The organism is Sphingomonas sp. NFR15, from assembly GCF_900103265.1.
Classification (GTDB): Bacteria; Pseudomonadota; Alphaproteobacteria; order Sphingomonadales; family Sphingomonadaceae; genus Sphingomonas; species Sphingomonas pollutisoli.
The window spans coordinates 46,830-68,692 of sequence record NZ_FMWX01000012.1; the positions used below are offsets into that span (position 1 = coordinate 46,830).

Annotated in this window: 13 protein-coding genes and 2 tRNA genes; 10 read left to right on the forward strand and 5 right to left on the reverse strand. The window is 66.5% G+C overall.

What is annotated here, in order from left to right:
- Positions 1-5 precede the first annotated feature (5 nt).
- The 5 genes from BLS81_RS19430 to BLS81_RS19450 all read left to right on the forward strand — a co-directional run bounded on the left by BLS81_RS19430 (position 6) and on the right by BLS81_RS19450 (position 9,240).
- A complete protein-coding gene (locus BLS81_RS19430) occupies positions 6-1,262 on the forward strand; it encodes an MFS transporter (protein ID WP_093226383.1) in 1,257 nt (418 codons plus the stop codon).
- Entirely contained in the window at positions 1,259-3,673 is a 2,415-nt protein-coding gene (locus BLS81_RS19435) for a glycoside hydrolase family 31 protein (protein WP_093226384.1), read from the forward strand. The genes BLS81_RS19430 and BLS81_RS19435 overlap by 4 nt, the downstream gene beginning before the upstream one ends.
- 69 nt (positions 3,674-3,742) lie before the next feature.
- Positions 3,743-6,028: a TonB-dependent receptor gene (locus tag BLS81_RS19440; RefSeq protein WP_176787270.1), complete on the forward strand. Its 2,286-nt coding sequence runs from the start codon at positions 3,743-3,745 to the stop codon at positions 6,026-6,028.
- A gap of 15 nt (positions 6,029-6,043) precedes the next feature.
- On the forward strand, positions 6,044-7,351 hold the full coding sequence (locus BLS81_RS19445) for an alpha/beta hydrolase family protein (protein WP_093226386.1): 1,308 nt from the start codon (positions 6,044-6,046) through the stop codon (positions 7,349-7,351).
- A 17-nt stretch (positions 7,352-7,368) separates the two neighbouring features.
- On the forward strand, positions 7,369-9,240 hold the full coding sequence (locus tag BLS81_RS19450) for a glycoside hydrolase family 2 protein (protein WP_256326350.1): 1,872 nt from the start codon (positions 7,369-7,371) through the stop codon (positions 9,238-9,240).
- A gap of 65 nt (positions 9,241-9,305) precedes the next feature.
- Here BLS81_RS19450 and BLS81_RS19455 read toward each other — a convergent pair.
- Both BLS81_RS19455 and BLS81_RS19460 read right to left on the reverse strand, forming a co-directional pair.
- Positions 9,306-9,379 (reverse strand) — tRNA-Gly (locus tag BLS81_RS19455).
- A gap of 82 nt (positions 9,380-9,461) precedes the next feature.
- Positions 9,462-10,217, reverse strand: coding sequence for a competence/damage-inducible protein A (locus tag BLS81_RS19460; RefSeq protein ID WP_093226387.1), 756 nt, complete (start codon positions 10,215-10,217; stop codon positions 9,462-9,464).
- A gap of 64 nt (positions 10,218-10,281) precedes the next feature.
- Here BLS81_RS19460 and map point away from each other — a divergent pair, with 64 nt between their 5' ends.
- The 3 genes from map (at position 10,282) to glnA (ending at position 13,226) form a co-directional block, all read left to right on the forward strand.
- Positions 10,282-11,106 carry a type I methionyl aminopeptidase gene (map, locus tag BLS81_RS19465; RefSeq protein ID WP_093226407.1) on the forward strand — a complete coding sequence of 275 codons (825 nt, stop codon included), beginning with the start codon at positions 10,282-10,284 and terminating at the stop codon, positions 11,104-11,106.
- A gap of 262 nt (positions 11,107-11,368) precedes the next feature.
- On the forward strand, positions 11,369-11,707 hold the full coding sequence (locus BLS81_RS19470; protein ID WP_093226389.1) for a P-II family nitrogen regulator: 339 nt from the start codon (positions 11,369-11,371) through the stop codon (positions 11,705-11,707).
- A gap of 106 nt (positions 11,708-11,813) precedes the next feature.
- Positions 11,814-13,226, forward strand: coding sequence for a type I glutamate--ammonia ligase (gene glnA / locus BLS81_RS19475; protein ID WP_093226390.1), 1,413 nt, complete (start codon positions 11,814-11,816; stop codon positions 13,224-13,226).
- A gap of 288 nt (positions 13,227-13,514) precedes the next feature.
- On the opposite strand, the gene BLS81_RS19480 is transcribed toward glnA, so the two are convergent.
- Together BLS81_RS19480 and BLS81_RS19485 are read right to left on the reverse strand one after the other, a co-directional pair.
- Entirely contained in the window at positions 13,515-18,131 is a 4,617-nt protein-coding gene (locus tag BLS81_RS19480) for an NAD-glutamate dehydrogenase (RefSeq protein ID WP_093226392.1), read from the reverse strand.
- 160 nt (positions 18,132-18,291) lie between these two features.
- Positions 18,292-19,353, reverse strand: a complete 1,062-nt coding sequence (locus tag BLS81_RS19485) for a PAS domain-containing protein (protein WP_093226393.1) — start codon at positions 19,351-19,353, stop codon at positions 18,292-18,294.
- 190 nt (positions 19,354-19,543) lie between these two features.
- Here BLS81_RS19485 and BLS81_RS19490 point away from each other — a divergent pair.
- Positions 19,544-19,619 (forward strand) — tRNA-Thr (locus tag BLS81_RS19490).
- A 151-nt stretch (positions 19,620-19,770) separates the two neighbouring features.
- Positions 19,771-20,988: a tyrosine-type recombinase/integrase gene (locus tag BLS81_RS19495; RefSeq protein WP_093226395.1), complete on the forward strand. Its 1,218-nt coding sequence runs from the start codon at positions 19,771-19,773 to the stop codon at positions 20,986-20,988.
- 37 nt (positions 20,989-21,025) lie between these two features.
- Here BLS81_RS19495 and BLS81_RS19500 read toward each other — a convergent pair.
- Positions 21,026-21,786, reverse strand: a protein-coding gene (locus tag BLS81_RS19500) for an IS5 family transposase (protein ID WP_218123172.1) whose coding sequence is annotated in 2 segments (ribosomal slippage) — positions 21,026-21,459 and positions 21,459-21,786 — 762 coding nt in all. Because the reading frame shifts where the segments join, the coding sequence is not laid out codon by codon here.
- Positions 21,787-21,863 lie beyond the last annotated feature (77 nt).

Consider the following 21,863-nt stretch of genomic DNA (forward strand, 5'->3'; position numbering starts at 1 on the left):
CGGAATTGAGGCGGGTGCGGCATCTTCGCTGGTGGATCGTGGCATTGATCTGCGCGGGCACGGTCGCGAACTACCTCGCCCGCAACTCGCTGGGCGTGCTCGCGCCCGAGCTCAAGCTCCACCTGGCGATGACGACGCAGCAATACAGCTACGTCGTCGGCGCGTTCCAGCTCGCCTATACGGTGATGCAGCCGGTCGCGGGCTTCATCGTCGATCGTTTCGGGCTGCGCGCGGGCTTCGCTCTGTTTGGGGTCGCCTGGTCGCTGGCCAACATGCTGCACGCCCTGGCCGCCGGCTGGATCAGCCTCGCGCTCTTTCGCGGACTGCTCGGCCTGGCCGAATCCGCCGCGGTTCCGTCGGGTATCAAGGCCATCGCCGAGTGGTTTCCGGCGCGCGAACGGTCGGTCGCGGTGGGATGGTTCAACGCCGGTACGTCGCTGGGCGCGCTGATCGCGCCCCCGCTCGTCGTCGCGGTCTCGCTGTGGGCCAACTGGCGTGTCGCCTTCGCGGTTACGGGCGCGGTCGGATTGCTCTGGGCGGGTGCGTGGTGGATCTTCTACCGATCACCGGGCGAACATCCCGCGATCACCGAAGGCGAGCGCGCGCTGATCGCCGCCGATCGACCGGTGAAGCCGTCGCGCCCGGCCAGCGCCGGCGAGATCGTCCGCACCGCGCGCTTCTGGATCATCGCCGTGCCGCGCTTCCTCGCCGAGCCGGCGTGGCAGACGTTCAGCTTCTGGATCCCGCTCTACCTCGCGACCGAGCGCGGCATGGACCTGAAACAGATCGCCCTGTTCGCGTGGCTGCCGTTCCTCGCGGCCGATCTGGGGGGCGTGCTCGGCGGCTATCTGTCGCCTTTCCTGATGCGTCGTGCCGGGCTGCGGCTGGTGCCGTCGCGTGTCGCCGGCGTCGTGCTCGCCGCGCTGCTGATGATCGCGCCTGGATGCATCGGTCTCGCGGTCAGCCCGTATCTCGCCATCGCGCTGTTCTGCATCGGCGGCTTCGCGCACCAGATGCTGTCCGTCCTCATCAACACGCTGTCCGCCGACGTCTTCACCCCGGAAGAGGTCGGCACCGCCAACGGCTTCATCGGCCAAGCCGGCTGGCTGGGCGGCCTGCTGTTCTCGCTGCTGATCGGGCAACTCGCCGACACGATCGGCTACGCCCCGCTTTTCGCGGCCTTGTCGGTGTTCGATCTGATCGGCGCCGCCGTCCTGCTGCTCGGCATGAAGCAGCTTCGTTTGCCGGAGACCGTGCGATGAAACGCGCCACCCTGTCCGATCGGCCGCGCTTCAAGCTCAGCGAGCGCGCGCCTGGCCGCATCACCCTCGCCGCCGATACGGGCGCGATCGCCCATGTGTTCGTTCTCGAAGAGGACGTGATGCGTCTTCTCCTGCTGCCCACCGGCGCCGTCACGAGTACGCCGAGCTGGGCGATAGCACCGGGCGCAGATGACATCGCCGAGCCCGGACGCGACCGGATGAGCACCGAGGGCTTCTCCTGCCCGCCCCCCCGCGTCGAAGAAGACGGCGGCATGCTGCGGATCGAGACGGCGCGGCTGCGGCTTACGATCGGCTTGCACGGCCTGCATTGCACCTGGGAGCAGCGCGACGGTGACGCCTGGATCTCGGCCGCCGCCGACCGCCCCACCCAGGCTTACGACTTCGGCTGGTGGGACGGCCGCGCGCATCATTACGTCGCCCGCAAACCCGGCGACCGATTCTTCGGGCTGGGTGACCGTACTGGCGATGTCGACCGCGCCGGCCGACGCTTTCGGCTGACCAATCTCGATCCGATGGGCTTCGACGCGGAGCATAGCGACCCGCTCTACAAAGCGATTCCCTATCTCTTGATCGCCGATGCGGCGGGCCGCTGCCACGGCGCCTTCTATGACAGCGTCGCCGACGTGACGGTCGATCTCGGGCGCGAACTCGACAATTATCATGGCCTCTACCGCCACGTCGTCGCCGACGCGGGCGACCTCGACCTGTGGATGATCGCCGGCCCCGATCCACTGGCGGTAACGCGGCGGTTCACATGGCTGACCGGCCGCCCGGCGCTGATGCCGCGCTGGTCGCTCGGCTATTCGGGTTCGACGATGACCTATACCGACGCGCCCGACGCGTCGACGCAGATGGCGGGTTTTCTCGAGAAATGCGCCGAGCATGATCTCGGCTGCACGTCCTTCCATCTGTCGTCGGGCTATACGTCGATCGGCGACAAGCGGTACGTGTTCCACTGGAACCGCGACAAATTCCCCGATCCGGCGGCGTTCGTCGCATCCTATGCCGAAGCGGGGGTTCGCCTCGTTCCCAACATCAAGCCCGCGCTGCTGCGCAGCCACCCACGCTATGACGAGGTCGCCGCCGCCGGCCTGTTCGTGGCGGATGCGGAAGGCGTCCCGGTCGAGGCGCAATTCTGGGACGAAGTCGGCAGCTATATCGATTTCACCAAACCGGAGGCGGCGCGCTGGTGGCGCGAACAGGTCACCACCGCCCTGCTCGACACCGGGATCGAGGCGAGCTGGAACGACAACAACGAATATGAGCTATGGGATGCCCGCGCGCGCTTCGCCGGCTTCGGCGCGGCATGCGCCGCCGCGGCAATGCGGCCCGTGCAGCCGATGCTGATGATGCGCGCCTCGCGCCGGGCGCAGCGGGACGCGCGGCCCGATCGGCGCCCCTATGTGGTGACGCGATCCGGTATGGCGGGGCTGCACCGCTACGCCCAGACATGGAGCGGCGACAATCGCACCGAATGGAAGACCATTCGCTATAACGCTCGGCAGTCGATCGGCCTCGCCTTGTCCGGGATTTCGAACAGCGGGCACGATGTCGGCGGGTTTTCGGGACCGGCGCCCTCCCCCGAACTGCTGGTGCGGTGGGTGCAGGCTGGCGTGCTGATGCCGCGCTTCAGCATCCACAGTTGGAATGACGACCGCACCGTGAACGAGCCGTGGATGTACCCCGAGGTGCTGCCCGCGATCCGGCGCTTGATGGCGCTGCGGCAGACGCTGCTGCCGTTCCTCTATGATCTGCTTCACCGCTATCACGCTCAGTACGAGCCGATGGTGCGGCCAACCTGGCTCGACTTCCCCGCCGATACGGCCTGTTGGGCGGAAAGCGACGATCATCTGCTCGGCCCGGCGCTGCTGGTTCCGTTGGTGTGCGAGCCGGGGGTGACGATGCGGAGCGTGCGGACGCCCGCGGGCGCGGACTGGATCGACGTCTGGACCGGCGCGATGGTCACCGGCGGCCACACGATCACGCTGGACGCGCCGCTGGACGGGCCGCCCCCGCTCCTCGCCCGGGTGGGCTCGGCGATGCTCGTCGATCTCGCGGTCGGCGGCTGGCGGCCCCAGCCCTACACGCGTGGCCTGTGGCTGTTTCCACCACGGGCGGGGGTGTTCGCCTGCGACGCGATCGAGGATGCCGGCGACGGGGACGGCCCGGTCGATCGATGGCATCTGCGCGGCAGTGCCGATGCCACGCGCATCGACGTGACGCTCAGCCGCGAAGGTCCAGGCACGATCGGCGATGACCGCGTGACGCTCCTACTGCCGCAGGGCGACCCGCGCACGCTGCTGGTCAACGGCGGCGCGGGTGAGCGCGTGACCATCGACGGCCGCGACGGCGTGGTCGTGACGATATCGTCGGGAGAACACCCCGACTGACCACAATCCGTCGATCTTTCACAACCACGCCGCCGACAGTGAATCGCGCGGCATCATGAGGAGGGGATAATGTTGAACTATCGTACCACCGTTTCGAGCGCCGCCCTGGCCGCGATCCTGACGCTGAGCGCGTCACCTGCCTTGGCGCAAACCGCACCGGACGCCGCGCCGCCACGGGAGACCGCGAATCCGCCCGCCGCCCCTGTCGATGCGGCGACGATCGGCGACATCATCGTCACCGCCAACAAGCGCGCGGAGAACATCCAGAGCGTCCCGCTCGCCGTATCGGTCATCGCGCCGGCGCAGCTCGCGGTCGCGGGGGTGCGCAACTTCGCCGATCTCGGCAAGATCGCCCCGTCGCTGGTCGTGCGTCCCGCCGAGCAGCCGCAGAACTCCAACATCTCGCTGCGCGGCGTGGGCACGCTCGCGTTCGGCATCGGTGTCGAATCGAGCGTCGCGGTGCTGGTCGACGAGGTGCCGGTGCCGCTCACCGCGCGCGCGTTCAACGACCTGCCCGACATCGAACGCATCGAGGTTCTGCGCGGGCCGCAGAGTACGCTGTACGGCAAGTCGGCTTCGGCCGGGCTGGTCAATCTCATTACGCGCGACCCGACCGATACCCTACGCGTGCGCGCCAATGCCGTCGTGACGAGCGATCAGGAACGCGGCGCGAACGTAAGCGTCTCCGGTCCGTTGTCGCCCGATCTCGGCTACGTCTTCTCGGCGGCGTATAATTTCTGGGACGGCAACGTCCACAACGTCTTCGATGACAAGCAGGTCAATGGCCGCGAGGCGGTGAACCTCCGGGGCAAGCTGCGCTGGAAGCCGATGGACGACGCCTCGATCACGCTGTCGCTCAATTACGTCAACGGCAATACCGACGTCGGCCGACCGTTCATCCACGTCGCACCGGGCGCGCGGCTGCGCGGGGTCGCCGCGCTCGATCCGGCGACGGTGTTCCCCGGCGTGACGATCGGCCCCGACAATCAGGACATCAGCAACAACTTCGATTCGCGCACGAAATATCAGGGCGGCGGCGGCTATCTGCGCGGCGAGTTCGGCGTGTTCGGCGACATGAACCTCATCTCGATCTCGTCGTACGATCGCTATCATCTCGACGACTATCTCGACCAGGACGACACATCCTCGACGACGACGTTCGGCAACAACAATCAGATCGGCTCTTTCGATTCGGAGCAGTTCACGCAGGAACTCCGCCTCCAATCGCCCGGCGACAAGCCCTTCCGCTATACGATCGGCGCCTATGCCGCGACCAACGCGTTCGCACGCGCCTTCGTTCGCGGGCCGTATTTCTCCATCGCGAATTGGGACGCCACCTCCAAATCGCGGCAAGTCGCCGGCTTCGTGCAGGCGGATTGGACGGTATATCCGGGCCTGACGCTGACGGGTGGCGGACGCGTGCAGAACGAGCGCGTGTCTTACTCCTTCGTCGATCACGCGGCGGGCAACGCGGCGTATAGCGGCAAGGCGTATGACACCGCCGGAACGTATCGCGGCAGCATCCGCTACGAATTCACGCCGACCGTCAGCGGGTTCTTCACCTATTCGACCGGGTACAAGGGCCAGACCTACGACCTGACGACCGGCTTCAACCAGAACCGCGCGCTGGCCGGACCGATCCGCCCCGAACGCTCGCGCGACAAGGAACTGGGCCTGCGCACGCAATTCTTCGGGCGTCGGCTCACGCTCAACGTCACGCTGTTCGACACCGATTACGACAATCTTCAGGCGCAGACGATCGAAACGCTCGCGGACGGAACCTCGAACTACCGTCTCACCAACGTCGGCGGCCTGAACACCAAGGGTATCGAGTTCGAAGGCTCGGCGACCCTCGCGAGCGATCTCACGCTCGGCGGTTCGGTGACGTACCTCGATGCCAAATATACGTCATTCCCGGTCGCGCAATGTTACCCGCTTCAGACGGCGGCGCTCGGCTGCACCGGCACGCCCGCGCGACAGAATCTCACCGGCACGCGCGTGCCCCAGGCGCCCGAATGGAAGTTCAACGTCAACGCGGATTACTCGCCACGGCTGACCGATACGCTTCGCGGCGTCGCGCAGGTGAACTGGCAGTATCAAAGCAGCCTCTATTATGCCGCGCGCGACCCCGAGACGTTCCAGCCCGCCTTCCACATCGTCAACCTCGGCATCGGCATTCGCGATGAGGATCGCCGCTGGGAGGTCGTCGGGTTCGTCAACAACGTGTTCGACCAGCAATATTACAGCTCCCTGGTCAACACCGCCGGCAATTTCGGCAACCAGATCGCAACCCAGGCGCTGCTGCCGCGCGACTTCCGCCGCTATGGCGGCGTGCGGCTGGCGCTGAACTTCTAAACCAGGGGGGACGACATGCGGAAATGGACACGGGCGCTGACTGCGGCGGCGGCCGCGGCGGCGCTGATCGGCGCCGCGCCCCCCGCCGAACCCCCGTCGCGGCCGGGTGTGGATGCGCCGGAACTCGCGCGCCTCGGCGCCGATCCGGTCGGCGTCGCCGATCTCGAATTGGTTCAGCTCGCCCAGCCGAACGTACTCAAGGGGCAGGACCGGCCTATCGTGGAAGACCGCCATCTGCCGCTCAAGGTCTGGTATCCGGCGACCCGCTCCGGCCCCGGCACGATCTATCGCACGGCGCTTTCTGGCGAAACGGGGGTCGACGTGCCGTTCACGATCCCCGGCGTGGCGACGCCGGATGCGCCGCCACGCAGCGGGCGCTTCCCGCTCGTCATCCTCGCGCATGGCTATGGAAACACGCCCGAACTTCTGGCGTGGCTCGGCGAGAATCTGGCAAGCAAGGGCTATGTCGTCGTCGCCCCCGCGTTTCGCGACCCGCCGATCAGCGATCGCAGCGCATTCGCGTTCGCCGGGCCGCTCAGCCGGCGGCCGCTCGACATCGCCTTCGTCGCGGCGGAGGTACAGCGGCGCGCGCGGGCGGGGCAGGCTCCGTTCGCGGCGGCCGACCCCGACAGCACCGCGCTGATCGGCTATTCAATGGGCGGCTACGGCGTCCTCACCGCCGCAGGCGCGCCGCTCGATCCCTGGCTTGGCGGCACGACGCGCGGCGTGCTCGCGCCCTATGCGGCGGGTGGCGCGAACGCGGATTCGCTCGAGGTCGCGCACCTCAAGGCGGTAGTGGCGATCGCGCCGGCGGTGCGGCTGCAGGACAAGGGGCTCTGGGCCGGGGCGGGCGTGGCGGCGGTCACCGCTCCCACGCTGTTCATCGTCGGCAGCCAGGATCATGTCGTCGGCTATGATCCCGGCGTCCGCACCGCGTTCGACCAGCAGGTCCACGCCCCGCGCTACCTGCTGACCTTCAAGGAAGCCGGCCACAGCATCGCGCTGAGTGGCGCGCCGGCCGAAATGCGCCGCACCTTCTGGGATATCGACTGGCTGGAAGACGCCGTCTGGCGCAAGGACCGGTTGCTCGCGGTGCAGACGCATTTCATCACCGCGTTTCTCGACCGGTACGTGAAAGGCGACGCGGCCAAGGCGAGCTACCTCGACGGACTCGTGCCCGATTCGGACGCCGGTGTGTGGCCGGGTCTGCCGCGCGGCCGCTTCGCCGGTTTCAGCCCCGGCGCGCCGTCCGCGACCGTCTGGAAGGGCTTTCAGCCGAGCAAGGCGACTGGCATGATGTTCGAACACAAGCCCGCGTCATGACGGGCCGGGAGGGAAGCATGAAAACGCTGTTCCGCATGATCGGTGTGCTGATGCCGATAGCGATCGCCGCCGCGCCGCTCGGCGCCCAGGATGCTCCTCCCGCGTCGATGCCGACGCCGACGCTCGCCGCCGGGGATCTGCGGCCGGGCACCGATCTGTCCGGGCCGTGGCATTATTCGATCGATCCGTTCCGCTCGGGCATCGCCGGCTTTCATGGCGAGGCGCCCGATGCCGGCCAGCAACGCTGGCGGGACGTCGATCCGCGCGCGGCGATGGCGTCCGACAACCGCATTCTCTACGAATTCGATCTGGGCCATTCGCCGATCACGACCCTCCCCTCCTCATGGCTGACGGAGGCGCCGGAGTTGCGCCATTATCAGGGGCTGATGTGGTATCAGCGCACCTTCGCGGCGCCAGGCGGGCGGCAGGGCCGCGCCTTCCTCCGCTTCGGGGCGGCGAACTATGCGACAATCGTGTACCTCAACGGCCAGGAAGTCGGCCGGCACGAAGGCGGCTTCACGCCCTTCGCGTTCGAGGTGACGAAGCTGCTGCGCGACGGCGACAACCAGATCACGGTGGGCGTCGATTCGCAGGCGAGCGACACGACCGTGCCCCCCGCCGTCACCGACTGGGAGAATTACGGCGGCATCACCCGGCCGGTCCGCCTGATCGAGACCCCCGCGACCTATGTGGATGATGCGTGGGTGCGGCTGTCGCGTGACGGGCAGTTGGTGGTCGATGTTCATCTCGATGGCCCCCAGGCCGCGAACCGGCCCGTACACCTGCGCATCGCCGAGTTGAAACTGGACCGTGCCGGCGTCACCGACGCGCAGGGCAATTGGCGCGCGATCCTGTCGGCGCCGCGCGCCCTCGTTCGCTGGTCGCCCGATCGGCCGAAAATGTATGACGTCGCCGTCGATACGGGCGAGGATGGCTGGCGTGACCGCATCGGGTTCCGCACGATCGCGGTGCGCGGGGCCGACATCCTGCTCAACGGCCGGCCGATCTTCCTGCGCGGCATTTCGATGCATGAGGAGGAACTCGGCGTCGATCCGACCCGGGCGATGACGACCGCCGCCGCGCGCGCCCTGCTGGGCGAGATCAAGGATGGCCTTCACGGCAACTTCGTCCGGCTGGCGCATTACCCGCATTCGGAGGTGACGCTGCGGCTCGCCGACGAAATGGGTCTGCTGGTCTGGAGCGAGATCCCCGTCTACTGGCGCGTGGCGTGGTCCAACCCCGATACGCTGGCGCGCGCACGAACCATGCTGGCCGAAAACATCCGGCGCGACCGCAACCGGGCATCGGTCGCGATCTGGAGCGTGGCCAACGAAACCCCCGTCACCGACGCGCGCAATACGTTCCTGCGCACGCTGATCGCCGATGTCCACCGGCTCGACGATACGCGCCTCGTGAGCGCCGCGCTGCTCGTCGAGCGATCGAAGGCGGAGAATCACCCGGTGATGACGCTCGCCGATCCGCTGGCCGACGCGCTCGATGTCATGGCGATCAACACCTATAACGGCTGGTACACGCAGGATCGGCTGACCGACCTTCCCGCGAGCGAATGGCGGGTACCGGCGAACAAGCCGCTGATCTTCTCCGAATTCGGCGCGGACGCACGCGCGGGCTTCCACGATCCGGTCAAGGAACAGAAGTTTTCCGAGGATTTCCAGGCCGATTACTACCGCTATACGCTGCGGATGGCCGACAGGGTGCCGACGCTGCGCGGCATGTCACCCTGGATTTTGAAGGACTTTCGCTCGCCCCGGCGGCAGAATCCCGATTTCCAGCAGGGCTGGAACCGCAAGGGCCTGATCTCCGAGACGGGCCAGCGCAAACAGGCGTTCGACGTGCTCGCAACCTATTACCAACGCCGCGGCGGCTGACTGCGCGACGCGAGCACCGGCGAGCGGACGAGAGGCGATCCGTGGTTGTCAGCGGGGGAAGAGCTTGGAGCGGGTGAAGGGAATCGAACCCTCGTCGTAAGCTTGGGAAGCTTCTGCTCTACCATTGAGCTACACCCGCGTCGCGCCGTCAGTTGCACCGTCTTCGTGCGCAGGTCAATGTGTTTGCGCGCCGAACGGGGCGCTGTTCCCCGCGCGGTTCGCTAGATTCCGCCCGCCACCACCGCATGCCCAAGCGCTTCCAGCCGCATCGTCAGTTCGGCGAGACAGGCATCGACCAGCGCGGCATCGGTCGCGCGGACGACGAAATTCGCGCCGGTGCGGCCATCGCGGAAGAACGGATAGCTGCCGATCGACACCCCCGCGAACGCACGCTCGGTTGCCCCAAGCAGGTCCGCGACCTCGCTCTCGGCCACCCAGCAGCCGATCGTCCCCGCGACGACCGGGCACCCGCCTTCCAGCGTTCCGGTCAGCGCGTCGAGCATGCCGGCGGTGATGTGCGGCACGCCGGCCATCACATAGATATTCTCGATATGGATGCCGGGCGCGCCCGACATGCGGTTCTCGATCAGCCCGGCGCCTTCGGGCACGCGCGCCATGCGTTTGCGCGGCTCGGTCAACCCGCCGCGCGTGGCGTAATATGCGTCGAGCGTGGCGAGCGCCTCGGGATGATACACCACCCCCACCCCCAGGGCGGCGGCGATCGCGTCGACCGTGATGTCGTCGTGCGTGGGGCCGATGCCGCCGGTGGTGAACAGATAATCGTTGCGCGCGCGCAAGGCGTTGACCGCCTCGACGATCGCCTCGGTCCGGTCGGGCACGATCCGCACCTCGACGAGCCTGATACCCTGTACGTTGAGCCAGCTCGCCAGTTGCGCGACGTTCTTGTCCTGCGTCCGGCCGGACAGGATTTCGTCGCCGATCACCGCCAATGCGGCCGTCCAGATGCGCTCGTTCATGCGCACCCGCATAGCCCGCGCGGCCGATCTCGCAAAGGCCGGCTGTTGTCGCTATATGCCGGTGATGACCGATTATATCACCGTCACCGCCGACTCGGACACGGGCCGTACCGGCGCGATCAAGCTGCACGGCCCCGAGGCGTTCGAAGGGATGCGGCGCGCGGGTCGGCTCGCCGCCGAGACGCTCGACATGATCGTGCCGCATATGGTTCCGGGCGTCACGACGGGCGAGATCGACGATCTCGTGCGCACCTTCACGCTCGATCACGGCGCGGTTCCCGCGACGCTCGGCTATCGTGGCTACGCGCATTCGTGCTGCATTTCGATCAACCATGTCGTGTGCCACGGCATTCCGGGCGAGAAGACGCTCAAGTCGGGCGACATCGTCAACGTCGATGTCACGCCGCTGCTCGATGGCTGGCACGGCGATACCAGCCGCATGTATCTGATCGGCGACGTGCCGATCAAAGCCAAGCGGCTCGTCGATGTGACCTATGAATGCCTGATGCTCGGCATCGAACAGGCCAAGCCCGGCAACCATCTCGGCGATATCGGCCATGTCATTCAGCGCCATGCCGAGGGCCACCGCTACGGCGTGGTGCGCGATTTCTGCGGGCACGGTGTCGGCAGAATGTTCCATGATGCGCCCGAGGTGGTCCATGTCGGGCGTCCCGGCACCGGGCCGGAGCTGAAACCCGGCATGATCTTCACGATCGAGCCGATGATCAACATCGGCCGCCCGGACGTGAAGCTGCTCGACGATGGCTGGACCGCGGTGACGCGAGACCGCTCGCTTTCCGCGCAGTTCGAACATTCGATCGGCATCACCGAAGACGGCTGCGAGATCTTCACCGGCAGTCCCAAGGGGTTCGACCGCCCGCCCTATTGAGGCGGGTGACGAACACCGCGCATCGCCCCGCCTCATCGTCACCCCAGCGTGCGCTGGGGTTGATGCGGACGATGGAACGACGTGGGCGAGCGCAAACCACGTGCCACAAAATACGGCACCTTTCGCCCGCATGCGCGTGTGTTAGGCATTCCCGCCGCACGGCGGTCGCCGCTTTGCGAGGTTGCAGGCCGCGCGCGCGAGTGGCACGTTTGTTGTAAGGTGCGGCGCGGGTGTTGTGCCGTTAACGACCGGGGGCTGTTGCGTGAAGAAGATCGAGGCGATCATCAAGCCGTTCAAACTCGATGAGGTGAAGGAAGCGCTCCACGAAGTCGGTGTGTCGGGCATCACCGTGACCGAGGCCAAGGGGTTCGGGCGCCAGAAGGGCCATACCGAACTCTATCGTGGCGCCGAATATGTCGTGGACTTCCTCCCGAAAGTGAAACTCGAAGTGGTGGTGGAGGAAGGCATCGCCGACCGCGTGGTCGAGGCGATCGCCGCGGCGGCGCAGACCGGCCGGATCGGTGACGGCAAGATCTTCGTGATCCCCGTCGAAACGGTGCTGCGCATCCGCACCGGCGAGCGCAATGAGGACGCGGTCTGACGAACGTTTGACGCGCCGCAGCATAATGTGACAGGCAACGCTCCTCCGGGAGCAACATTGATTCTCCGGCCGGGCCGGACGAGCGAACCAGAAAGGGTTGGGACATATGGCTAATTCCGCGAACGACGTCCTGAAGATGATCAAGGACCAGGAGATCGAATGGGTCGATGTCCGCTTCACCGACCCCAAGGGCGCCTGGCACCACCTGACGATGTGCTCGGCGGTGATCGGCGAGAACGAACTGACCGACGGCCTGATGTTCGACGGCTCCTCGATCGAGGGCTGGAAGGAGATCAACGAATCGGACATGATCCTGAAGCCGGATCTGGACGCCGTGTATGTCGATCCGTTCAGCGCGACGCCGATGCTCATCATCGTCTGCGACATCGTCGAGCCGTCGGACGGCTCGCTCTACACGCGCGATCCGCGCTCGACCGCGAAGCGCGCCGAGGCGTACCTCAAGGAAACCGGCCTCGGCGACACCGTCTATGTCGGCCCCGAACCCGAATTCTTCATGTTCGACAGCGTCGAATTCGACACGACCTACAACGGCAGCTTCTTCAAGGTCGATGACGTCGAACTGCCGACCAACACCGGCACGAAGTATGAGAGCGGCAACCTCGGCCACCGTCCGCGCGCCAAGGGCGGCTATTTCCCGGTCGGCCCGGTCGATGTCACCACCGACATCCGCGCGGAGATGGTCTCGACGCTGATCGAGATGGGCCTGCCGATGGACAAGCACCATCACGAGGTCGCCGGTTCGCAGCACGAGCTCGGCCTCACCTTCGGCAAGCTGGTCGAGACCTGCGACCGCATCCAGATCTACAAGTATGTCGTGAAGATGGTCGCGCAGGCCTATGGCAAGACCGCGACCTTCATGCCCAAGCCCATCAAGATGGACAATGGCTCGGGCATGCACACCCACATGTCGATCTGGAACAAGGGCGAGAACACCTTCGCCGGCAACGGCTATGCGGGCCTGTCGGACACTTGCCTGTACTTCATCGGCGGCGTCATCAAGCACGCCAAGGCGATCAACGCCTTCACCAACCCGACCACCAACAGCTACAAGCGTTTGGTGCCGGGCTTCGAGGCGCCGGTGCTGCTCGCCTATTCGGCGCGCAACCGCTCGGCATCGTGCCGCATTCCGTATGGCGCCGGCACCAAGGCCAAGCGCGTCGAGTTCCGCTTCCCCGATCCGCTCGCCAACGCCTATCTCGGCACCTCGGCGCTGCTGATGGCGGGCATCGACGGCATCCAGAACAAGATCCATCCCGGCGAGGCGATGGACAAGAACCTGTACGATCTGCCGCCGGCCGAGCTGTCGCTCGTCCCGACGGTGTGCGGCTCGCTGCGCGAAGCGCTGGAGAGCCTGATCGCCGACCACGAGTTCCTGCTCAAGGGCGGCGTGTTCACGCAGGACCAGATCGATGCGTATATCGAGCTCAAGTGGGCCGAAGTGTATCGCTGGGAAATGCAGCCGAGCCCGGTCGAGTTCGATATGTACTACAGCGCCTGAGGCGCTGTCGGCCGGCGCCGCCCACGCGGCGGCCGACGACGCGGGCTTTGCCTGCGGCGGATTTGGAAAAGGCGTCCGGAGCGATCCGGGCGCCTTTTTTCGTTCAATCAGCGGGCAGCTCCGTTCGTTCCGAGCATAGCCCAGGAACCAGCGCACCGCGCCCGTGTCTCGACTGCGCTCGACACGAGCGGGTTGGCGGAATTGACACAGACAGGCTGACGTAGCCGACCCGAACGGGCCCGCAGAGCCAACCCGAACGGCCGGCGGGGGCGAGCCCCGCCCCCGCCCTTACCGCCCCAGCAACACGCGAGCCTGCCCCGCGATCTGTGCGAGCATTGCCGCGCTCGGCGCCGGCGTGCTGCGCGCGCGGTCGATGCCGGCGCGGAATTGCGCGACGCGGCTGGCGTTGTCGGCGAGCCAGCTCTCGACGCGCGCCTGCGGATCGCCGGTCTTGGCGCCGTCGGCGCCGCGCGCGAGGAATTCCAGCCGCAATTGCTGGAAATCACGCGCGAGGCCCGCGATCAGCAGGCGCTCCCAAGGATCGCTCGACGCGATGCGCGCGGCATTCGCCTGCGCCCAATCGAGCCCCAGCGCCTGCCCCAGCCGCGTGAACGCGCGCGTCAGCACGATCTCGTCGAGGCCGACGCGCTGGCCCAGATCGGCCAGCCCGACGGCGCCGTCCAGTTCGAACAAACGCACCACCTTCTGCGCGAGCGCGCGCGGCGCGCCGACCGCTTCCAGACTGGTGGCGATGCGCGCGCTCTGGCTGCTCGCTTCCTCCAGCAACAGCGCCTTGGTCTGCCGATCGAGCTGCCCGATACCGGCGCCGATCCGCGCCATCACCACGCCCGGCCCCGTGCCGCTCTTCGTGACGCGGAGCAGATCGGCGATGTGCGATCGTGTCGCCACCGCGACCTCATCGAACAGGGCGATGCGTGCGGCCTCGGGCATCGCCGCCGTCTCGATCTCCGCCCACAGCGTCGGCAGGTCGAACAGCCGTTCCGCGACGACGAACATCGCCGCGATGTCGGAGAGCGCCGCGCCCTCCTCCTCGGCCAGTTCGAACGGATGGAGCATGCCAAGCCGGTTGATGATCCGGTTGGCGAGCTTGGTCGCGACGATTTCGCCGCGCAGCCGATGCCGGTCGATCGCCGTCTTGTATTTCTTGCGCATCGCCGGCGGGAAGGCGGCGTGCAGATCCGGCGCGAGATCGGCATCCTCACCCAGACCGCCATGCTCGATCGCCGCTTGCAACGCGAGCTTGGCGGTCGCCAGCAGCACCGCCAGCTCGGGACGGGCCAAGCCGAAACCCTCCTGCGCGCGGCGCAAGAGGATGTCGTTCGCCGCGAGCCCCTCAACCGCCCGGTCGAGGCTGCCAGCCGCCTCGAAGACCTCGATAAGCCGTACGTAACTGGGGACGTCACGCGCGCCCGCGCCCTCGGCGATCGACAGGGCCAGCGTCTGGAGGCGGTTATCCTCCAGCACGATATGCGCGACGTCGTCCGTCATCGTGGCGAGCAGCGCGTTGCGCTTCTCATAGGCGAGCCGCCCCTCGATCATCTCGCGGTTGAGCGCGATCTTGATATTCACCTCATTGTCCGAGCAATCGACGCCCGCCGAATTGTCGATGAAGTCGGTGTTGATCCGCCCGCCCTTGAGCGCGAAGGCGATGCGCCCGGCCTGCGTCACGCCAAGGTTCGCGCCCTCGCCGATCGCCGTCGCGCGGACCTGCTCGGCATCGACGCGCAGCCGATCGTTGGCGGGATCGCCGACCTGGATGTTGTTCTCGGCCGCCGCCTTCACATAGGTGCCGATGCCGCCGAACCACAGCAGATCGACCGGGGCTTTCAGGATCGCCGAGATCAGCGCACCCGGTTCGAGCTCCGCCGCCTCGATGCCGAGCACGGCGCGGATCTGTTTGGAGAGCTTGATGACCTTGTCGGTGCGCGGAAACACGCCGCCGCCCTTGGAGATCAGGCTCGCGTCGTAATCGGCCCACGACGAGCGCGGCAGCGCGAACATGCGTGCGCGCTCGTTCCAACTCGCCGCCGGATCGGGATCGGGATCAAGGAAGATGTGGCGGTGATCGAACGCCGCGACGATCTTGAGCGTCTTCGAGAGCAGCATGCCGTTGCCGAACACGTCGCCCGACATGTCGCCGCAGCCGACCACCCGGATCGGCTGGGTCTGCACGTCGATGCCCCGCTCGGCGAAATGGCGCTGAACCGATACCCACGCGCCGCGCGCGGTGATCGCCATCGCCTTGTGATCGTAGCCGACCGAGCCGCCGCTCGCGAACGCGTCGCCCAGCCAGAAGCCGTGCTCGATCGCGATCGCGTTGGCGACATCGGAGAAGGTCGCCGTGCCCTTATCGGCGGCGACAACGAAATAGGGATCGTCACCGTCATGCACGACGACATCGGCGGGATGCGTCACCGCGCCCTCGACGATATTGTCGGTGACCGAGAGGAGCGCGCGGATGAACACGCGGTAGCTTTCGGTGCCCTCCGCCAACCACGCGTCGCGGTTCGAAGGCGAAGGCAGTTGCTTGGGATAGAAACCGCCCTTGGCACCGGTCGGTACGATCACCGCGTTCTTGACGCGCTGCGCCTTCATCAGCCCGAGGATTTCGGTGCGGAAATCGTCACGCCGGTCGGACCAGCGCAGACCGCCCCGCGCGACGGGGCCGGCGCGGAGATGGATGCCTTCGACACGCGGGCTGTACACCCAGATTTCGCGCCACGGCAGCGGCGCCGGCAGCCCGGGAATCGCGTGGCTGTCGAGCTTGAACGCGAGCGCCGCCTGCCCGGCGGGCGCGAAGGCGTTGGTGCGCAGGGTCGCGGCGATCACGCTGCGCAGCGCGCGCAGGATGCGATCGTCGTCGATCGCCGAGACTCCGTCCAGCCCGTGTTCGATCGCGGCATCGGCTGCGGCGACATCGCGACGCTTGCGCGCGGGATCATGCGCGGCATCGAAGCGCTCGATCAACGCCGCCGCGACCTTGGGCGCACGCCGCAACGCATCCGAGACGGTGGCGAGGCCATAGGTCAGCCCCGCCTGGCGCAGATAGCGGAACCAGGCGCGCAGCAGCACCACCGAACGCGGGGCCACGCCGGCGTCGATGATCAGCCGGTTGAACGCGTCATTCTCGGCCGCGCCCTCCAACACGGCGCGAATCGCCTCCTCTAGCACGGCGACATCACCGGCCAGCGGATCGCCCGCCGTCTCGACGAGGAATTCATGGACGAAGCTCCTGCCCTCGTCGCTGAGTGCGGTCGGCTGCTCCTCGATCACGCGGAAGCCGAAATTCTCCAGCACGGGCACCGCGTCCGACAAGGCCAAGGCACCGCCCTGCCGGTAGATGTTGAGCCGAAGCGCCCCGGCCGCGTCGCGGTAGAGCCGCACCGAACGCGCATCGGGCGTCTCCAACCGCGCGAGGCGGACGATGTCGCTCGCCGCTTCCTCCGGCGACTTGGCGTTGCGATAGCCCTGCGGGAAGCTCGCGGCATAGCGGAGCGCCAGCCGCGTCGCGCGCGCCGGCTCGACCTGTTCGCCCAGCGCCGCCTCGACCGCAGGAACCCAACCGCGCACCATCCGCGCGATCCGCGCGTCGAGCGCGGCGGCATCAGGCATCACCCCCGCCCCGCGCAGATCGAGCGTGTAGCGCATCAGCGCGGTCACGCCGTCCATCGCGATCGCCCAATTGAGCAGGCTGCCGTTCGCGGCCTCGACCAGCAACTCGCCGATCGCGACGCGCCGCCCGGTGGTAAGGTCGTCACGCGGCAGCCAGACGAACGCGAACAGATGCCTCCCAAGGATGCTGCGCACCAGCACCAGCTTGGGGCGTGGCCGGTCGGCGAGCGACATGGCGGTGAGCGCCAGTTCCTCGAGCGCATCGGGCGCGAAACCCGTCGCGAGATCGTGCGGCAGCGAGGCGAGCGCATGCGTCAGCGCCTTGCCGGCATGGCCGTTGGGATCGAAGCCGAACTTCTTCTCGAGCGCCGCCAGCCGCGTGCGCAGCACCGGCACCTCCTGCGGCGGCGACGCGACCGCCCCGCTCGTCCACAGGCCGGCGTGGATCGACAGGCCCACGACCTCGCCATCGCTCAGCACCGGCACCAGCGCGAGATCGAGCGGCACCTGGCGATGCACCGACGAAATCTGGTTGGACTTGAGCAGCAGCGGCGCCTCGCCCCCCTTGGCGAACCACGCCATCGCCAGTTCGCGCGACGTTTCCGCGAGGATCGGCACGGCATGGCCGTTGCGCGCGATGCCCAGCGCGGAGACCAGCCCATCGTGCCACAATTCGTGCGCGAGCAGGGTGAAGTTGCGATCGAGGAACCAGCGCAGCAGCGCCGCGCCCTCGCTGTCGCCGAGGGCGTCCGCATCGGCGGCCATCGCGGCCTGCAATGCGTCCCAATCCTGCACCGCCGCGCGCACGTCGGCGAGGCTGTGTTCGAGCGCGGCGATCAGCTCGCGCCGGTCGCGCGCGTCGGCCCGTTCCAGTTCGAGATAGATCATCGATTCGGGTGTGCCGCCCGCCCCGGCATCGCCGATCGCGGTGAGATTGCCCTCGGCGTCGCGGGTCGCGCCGATCACGGGGTGGATGATGCGGTCGATCGCGACGTCATGCGCGCCGATCACGGCGGCGATCGAATCGACGAGGAACGGCATGTCGTCGTTGATGATGGCGAGGCGCATGCGGCGGCGCGGATCGGTGACCGCGAGCGGTTCCAGTGCGAGCACCGGCGTACCGGGACGCCGCTTCGCGCCCGTCGCCGCGACGAACGCGGCCGCCTCCCTGCACGCCGCTTTGTCGAATCCCTGCAGCTCGCCCGGCAGCGCATTCTTGGTCAACCGGGCGGCGAGCGCCTCCGCCAGCGGTTTCTGCGTCGTCTTTGCCATGCCTCGTCCCATGCGTGTTCGTGTGCGAACTCTATAGGGTGTGGATTTGGTTGGGGCACCCTGTAGCGGGTAACCTGATGCGAAAAAATCAGGCAGACATCCGGCGGACTGCCTGATTAAGCAGCACGGAATCGTTGCCGCGCGTCAGGACGATAGCAACTCACGCCGGGTCGATGCGCGCATCGCGCTCGGCACAGGCGATGCCTTCAAGGCCACCCTCGGCCTGTTCGAGAAAGGCCCGCAGCCCGTCGGCCGCGATACCGATGCGGTGCGAATAGGCGAGGACCGCGGCATATTCGGCCAGTCGGGCCTGGTCGTAGTCGCGGCCGAAGACAAGTTCGAGGACCGGCACCATCGGCGCGCGTAGATGAAGGCGCACCCCGGCATCTTCCAGCAACGCCTCATAGCCGCGCGGATCGGCATTCGTCGCGGCAGCCAACGCATAGGCGCGATGCAGCGTACGAAAGAGCGCGTCGCGCGCCTCGGCCTCGGCGATGCGCACCGCTTCGGCGCTGTCGCGTGCAAGCGCGAGGTGATCGAATATCGTCGCGCCGGTCGCGGCGACCGGCAGGAGCGGGTCGTCGTCGAGCACGCCGCTCGGCCCGTCGGCCCATCCGAGCGCCGCGCCGGCGGCCGGTCCGCTCCGCACCGCCGCCGAGAGTTCGCGGTCGAGCGCGGTCTGCGTCGCGTCGTCGACCAGTTCCTTCCAGTTGATGACGCCGTAGATGAAGTCGATCGAGTCCCCGTGCGAGGAGAATGGCATAAGGATGCCGCGGTACAGCGTGTTGTGCCCGCGCGCGTTGACGAACTCGGCTTCGAAGCCGATCGGCGCGGCGTTCGCGATGATCTGGAGGTAATGGTCGGTCAGCCGCGACAGCAGCGATCGGCTCGGGACGTGCGATATATGCGTGATCGAGCAGTCGATCGCGCATTCCTCGCGCAGGGCACCGCCGACGAACGATATCGCGGGGTTCTCCACCCCTGCCGAGAAGTCGAGCAGCACACCGTTCGGCGCGAAATCCGTGGTCTCGGCGGGATCGAGATCGTCGATCGACGGGTAGGCGCGCCCGCGCAACAGCGAGACCCAATGGTTGTACGCGCGCACATGTAAACGCCGCTCGTCGGCACCGATGTCGAGCCGGGGCCCATCGACATCGCCCGCGCGAGCGTCCGTATCGCCCGCCGCATCCCGGTCGTCCCCGATCCCGCGAACATCATCCATGCGCCACCCGACCCTTTGCGCGATTCGGCTGCGAATCCCGTTTCCCGGGCGATCATGCCCCCGCCTTGGTAAACGCCGCGTAAATCGGCGCCGCCGACGGCTCCGCGCAATCCTGCGCTTGCCACACCCGCTTCCGCCTGATAAGCGCCCGCCCTCACGAGCGACGATCCACATCGTCGCTCAAGAAGATGCCGCTTTAGCTCAGTTGGTAGAGCATCGCATTCGTAATGCGGGGGTCACAGGTTCGAGTCCTGTAAGCGGCACCAGTACATATTGAGAACATTGTAGAAAACCGCAGAAATCTGCGGTATATTGCCTCCTGTTGATCCCGCGAAATCTCACTTTGTTCCGCTAAGGATCACTCAAAGTGGACCACGAATCGGTGGACCACGAGATTTTGAGGAGGCGTGGTCCACCGTGCTGACAACCGTTCAGATCCGTGCGCTCAAACCCGCAGCGCGTCCCTTCAAGGTTCCCGACTCGGGCGGGCTGTTTCTTTTGGTCCAGCCAACCGGTGCCCTGCTCTGGCGCTTTCGATACAAGGTGTTCGGCGTCGAACGCAAAATGTCGCTCGGCACTTTCCCGAACGTTTCCCTCAAGGATGCACGCAAGAAGCGCGACGAATTGCGCAGCGAGATCGTCGACGGTGGCGATCCAGTCGAGGAGAAGCGACAGCGTCGGCTGAAGGACGAGCTCGCCGCCGCAACGACGTTCGCGGTGGTCGCCGAGGAGTTCATTCAGAAAATGGAGCGGGAAGGCAAATCCCCGGCCACGATAAAAAAGGCCCGCTGGTTCCTCGAACTGCTCGACGGAATTGCTCGGCGACCGATCGCTGCGATCACACCCCACGATCTGCTCGACGTGCTCAAGCGCGTCGAGCGTCGGGGTCATCACGAAACCGCGCTCCGGCTGCGATCGTTCGCCGGGCGGGTGTTCCGCTACGGCTTCGCCACGCTCCGCGTCGATCGTAACCCCGCCGACATACTGCGAGGCGCCCTGACCGTGCCGCGCGTCAGACATCACGCGGCAATCATCGACCCGTTGAAGGTTGGCGAGTTGCTGCGCGCGATCGATGATTATAACGGCCGGCCTGAAACGACGTTTGCTTTGCGTCTCGCGCCCCATGTCTTCCTGCGCCCCGGAGAACTGCGCCAAGGCAAATGGAGCGAGATCGACTTCGCCGATAAAATCTGGCGCATCCCCGCCGAACGCATGAAGATGAAGCAGGCCCACACCGTCCCACTATCACGTCAATCGCTTTACCTCCTGCAGGAGCTCCGCTCGCTCGGCCGGCCAAGTGAATTCTTGTTCCCCGCGTTGCACACGACGAAGCGTCCAATCTGCGAGAACACGCTCAACGTCGCGCTGCGCAGATTGGGCTATGAGCATGACGAGATGACCAGTCACGGTTTCCGTGCCACCGCCAGCACGCTGCTTAACGAATCGGGGCTTTGGCATCCTGACGCAATTGAGCGCGCCCTCGCTCACGGAGATAGCAACAAGGTGAGAGCGGCTTATCACCGTGGAGCGCATTGGGCGGAGCGCGTAAAGATGGCGCAGTGGTGGTCGGATTATCTCGATCAGCTTCGCGCGGGCGGTGCCGTGATCGAAGGGAAGTTCCGCAAGGAAGCGTGATTTGCACCTGGGAATTGGAGACTAGGGCACAGACTCATTATGCGTTGCACCAGAGGCGTACGCAGACGAGCTTGATGGCCGCTAGGAAGTTGGCTGCATCCTTATCATAGCGGGTGGCGATGCCACGGAACTGCTTGATCCTATTGAAGAACCGCTCGACGAGATTGCGTTGGCGGTAGAGGTAGGAGGAGAAGGCGAAGCGCCGCTTGCGGTTGGAACGGTTGGGAATATTGGCCCAGATGTCTTTTGCCTGCGCAGCCTTGCGGATGGCGGCGCTATCGTAACCCTTATCGCCGAGCAGAGTGGCTCCCTTGGGAGCGGCTTCGATCAACGCCTCGGCTTCCCGAGCGTCGTGGACCTGCCCACCGGTCACCCGGAGGTCGACAGGACGTCCATCAGCGTCGACAAGAGCATGGAGCTTGGTTGTAAGGCCGCCCCGGGAACGTCCCACGCCATGATCTCCGGCCCCCTTTTTTTGCCCGTCGCACCGTGTTGGTGGACGCGCATGCAGGTGGAATCGATCATCACCAACTCGCCGTTAAACCCGGCAGAGACTGCCGCCAGGAGCCGGTCCCAAACGCCAGCTTTGCGCCAGCGAACGAACCGATTGTAACAGGTTGTTGACGGCCCGTAGCGTTCTGGAATCTCCGCCCAGGGTGCGCCGGAACGGAACCGCCACAAAATGCCGTTCAGCACGCGACGATCATCAACGCGAGGCACTCCGCGTGGCTTATTTGGCAGCAATGGCCCGATGATCTGCCATTCTTTGTCCGTCAGTTCATAGCGACGCCGCGTCATACGCCCCTCCGTTTTCGAAGGGCGCCTGAATCACGCGAATGCCAGCAGCTCAACCAATTTTATGAGTTCACGCCCTA

Excerpts from the sequence above, each read along its gene's own strand:
- BLS81_RS19460 (WP_093226387.1), bottom strand. The coding sequence starts at position 10,217 with ATGAACGAGCGCATCTGGACGGCCGCATTGGCGGTGATCGGCGACGAA.
- BLS81_RS19435 (WP_093226384.1), top strand. The coding sequence starts at position 1,259 with ATGAAACGCGCCACCCTGTCCGATCGGCCGCGCTTCAAGCTCAGCGAG.
- BLS81_RS19480 (WP_093226392.1), bottom strand. The coding sequence starts at position 18,131 with ATGGCAAAGACGACGCAGAAACCGCTGGCGGAGGCGCTCGCCGCCCGG.
- glnA (WP_093226390.1), top strand. The coding sequence starts at position 11,814 with ATGGCTAATTCCGCGAACGACGTCCTGAAGATGATCAAGGACCAGGAG.
- BLS81_RS19485 (WP_093226393.1), bottom strand. The coding sequence starts at position 19,353 with ATGGATGATGTTCGCGGGATCGGGGACGACCGGGATGCGGCGGGCGAT.
- BLS81_RS19450 (WP_256326350.1), top strand. The coding sequence starts at position 7,369 with ATGAAAACGCTGTTCCGCATGATCGGTGTGCTGATGCCGATAGCGATC.
- map (WP_093226407.1), top strand. The coding sequence starts at position 10,282 with ATGACCGATTATATCACCGTCACCGCCGACTCGGACACGGGCCGTACC.
- BLS81_RS19445 (WP_093226386.1), top strand. The coding sequence starts at position 6,044 with ATGCGGAAATGGACACGGGCGCTGACTGCGGCGGCGGCCGCGGCGGCG.
- BLS81_RS19440 (WP_176787270.1), top strand. The coding sequence starts at position 3,743 with ATGTTGAACTATCGTACCACCGTTTCGAGCGCCGCCCTGGCCGCGATC.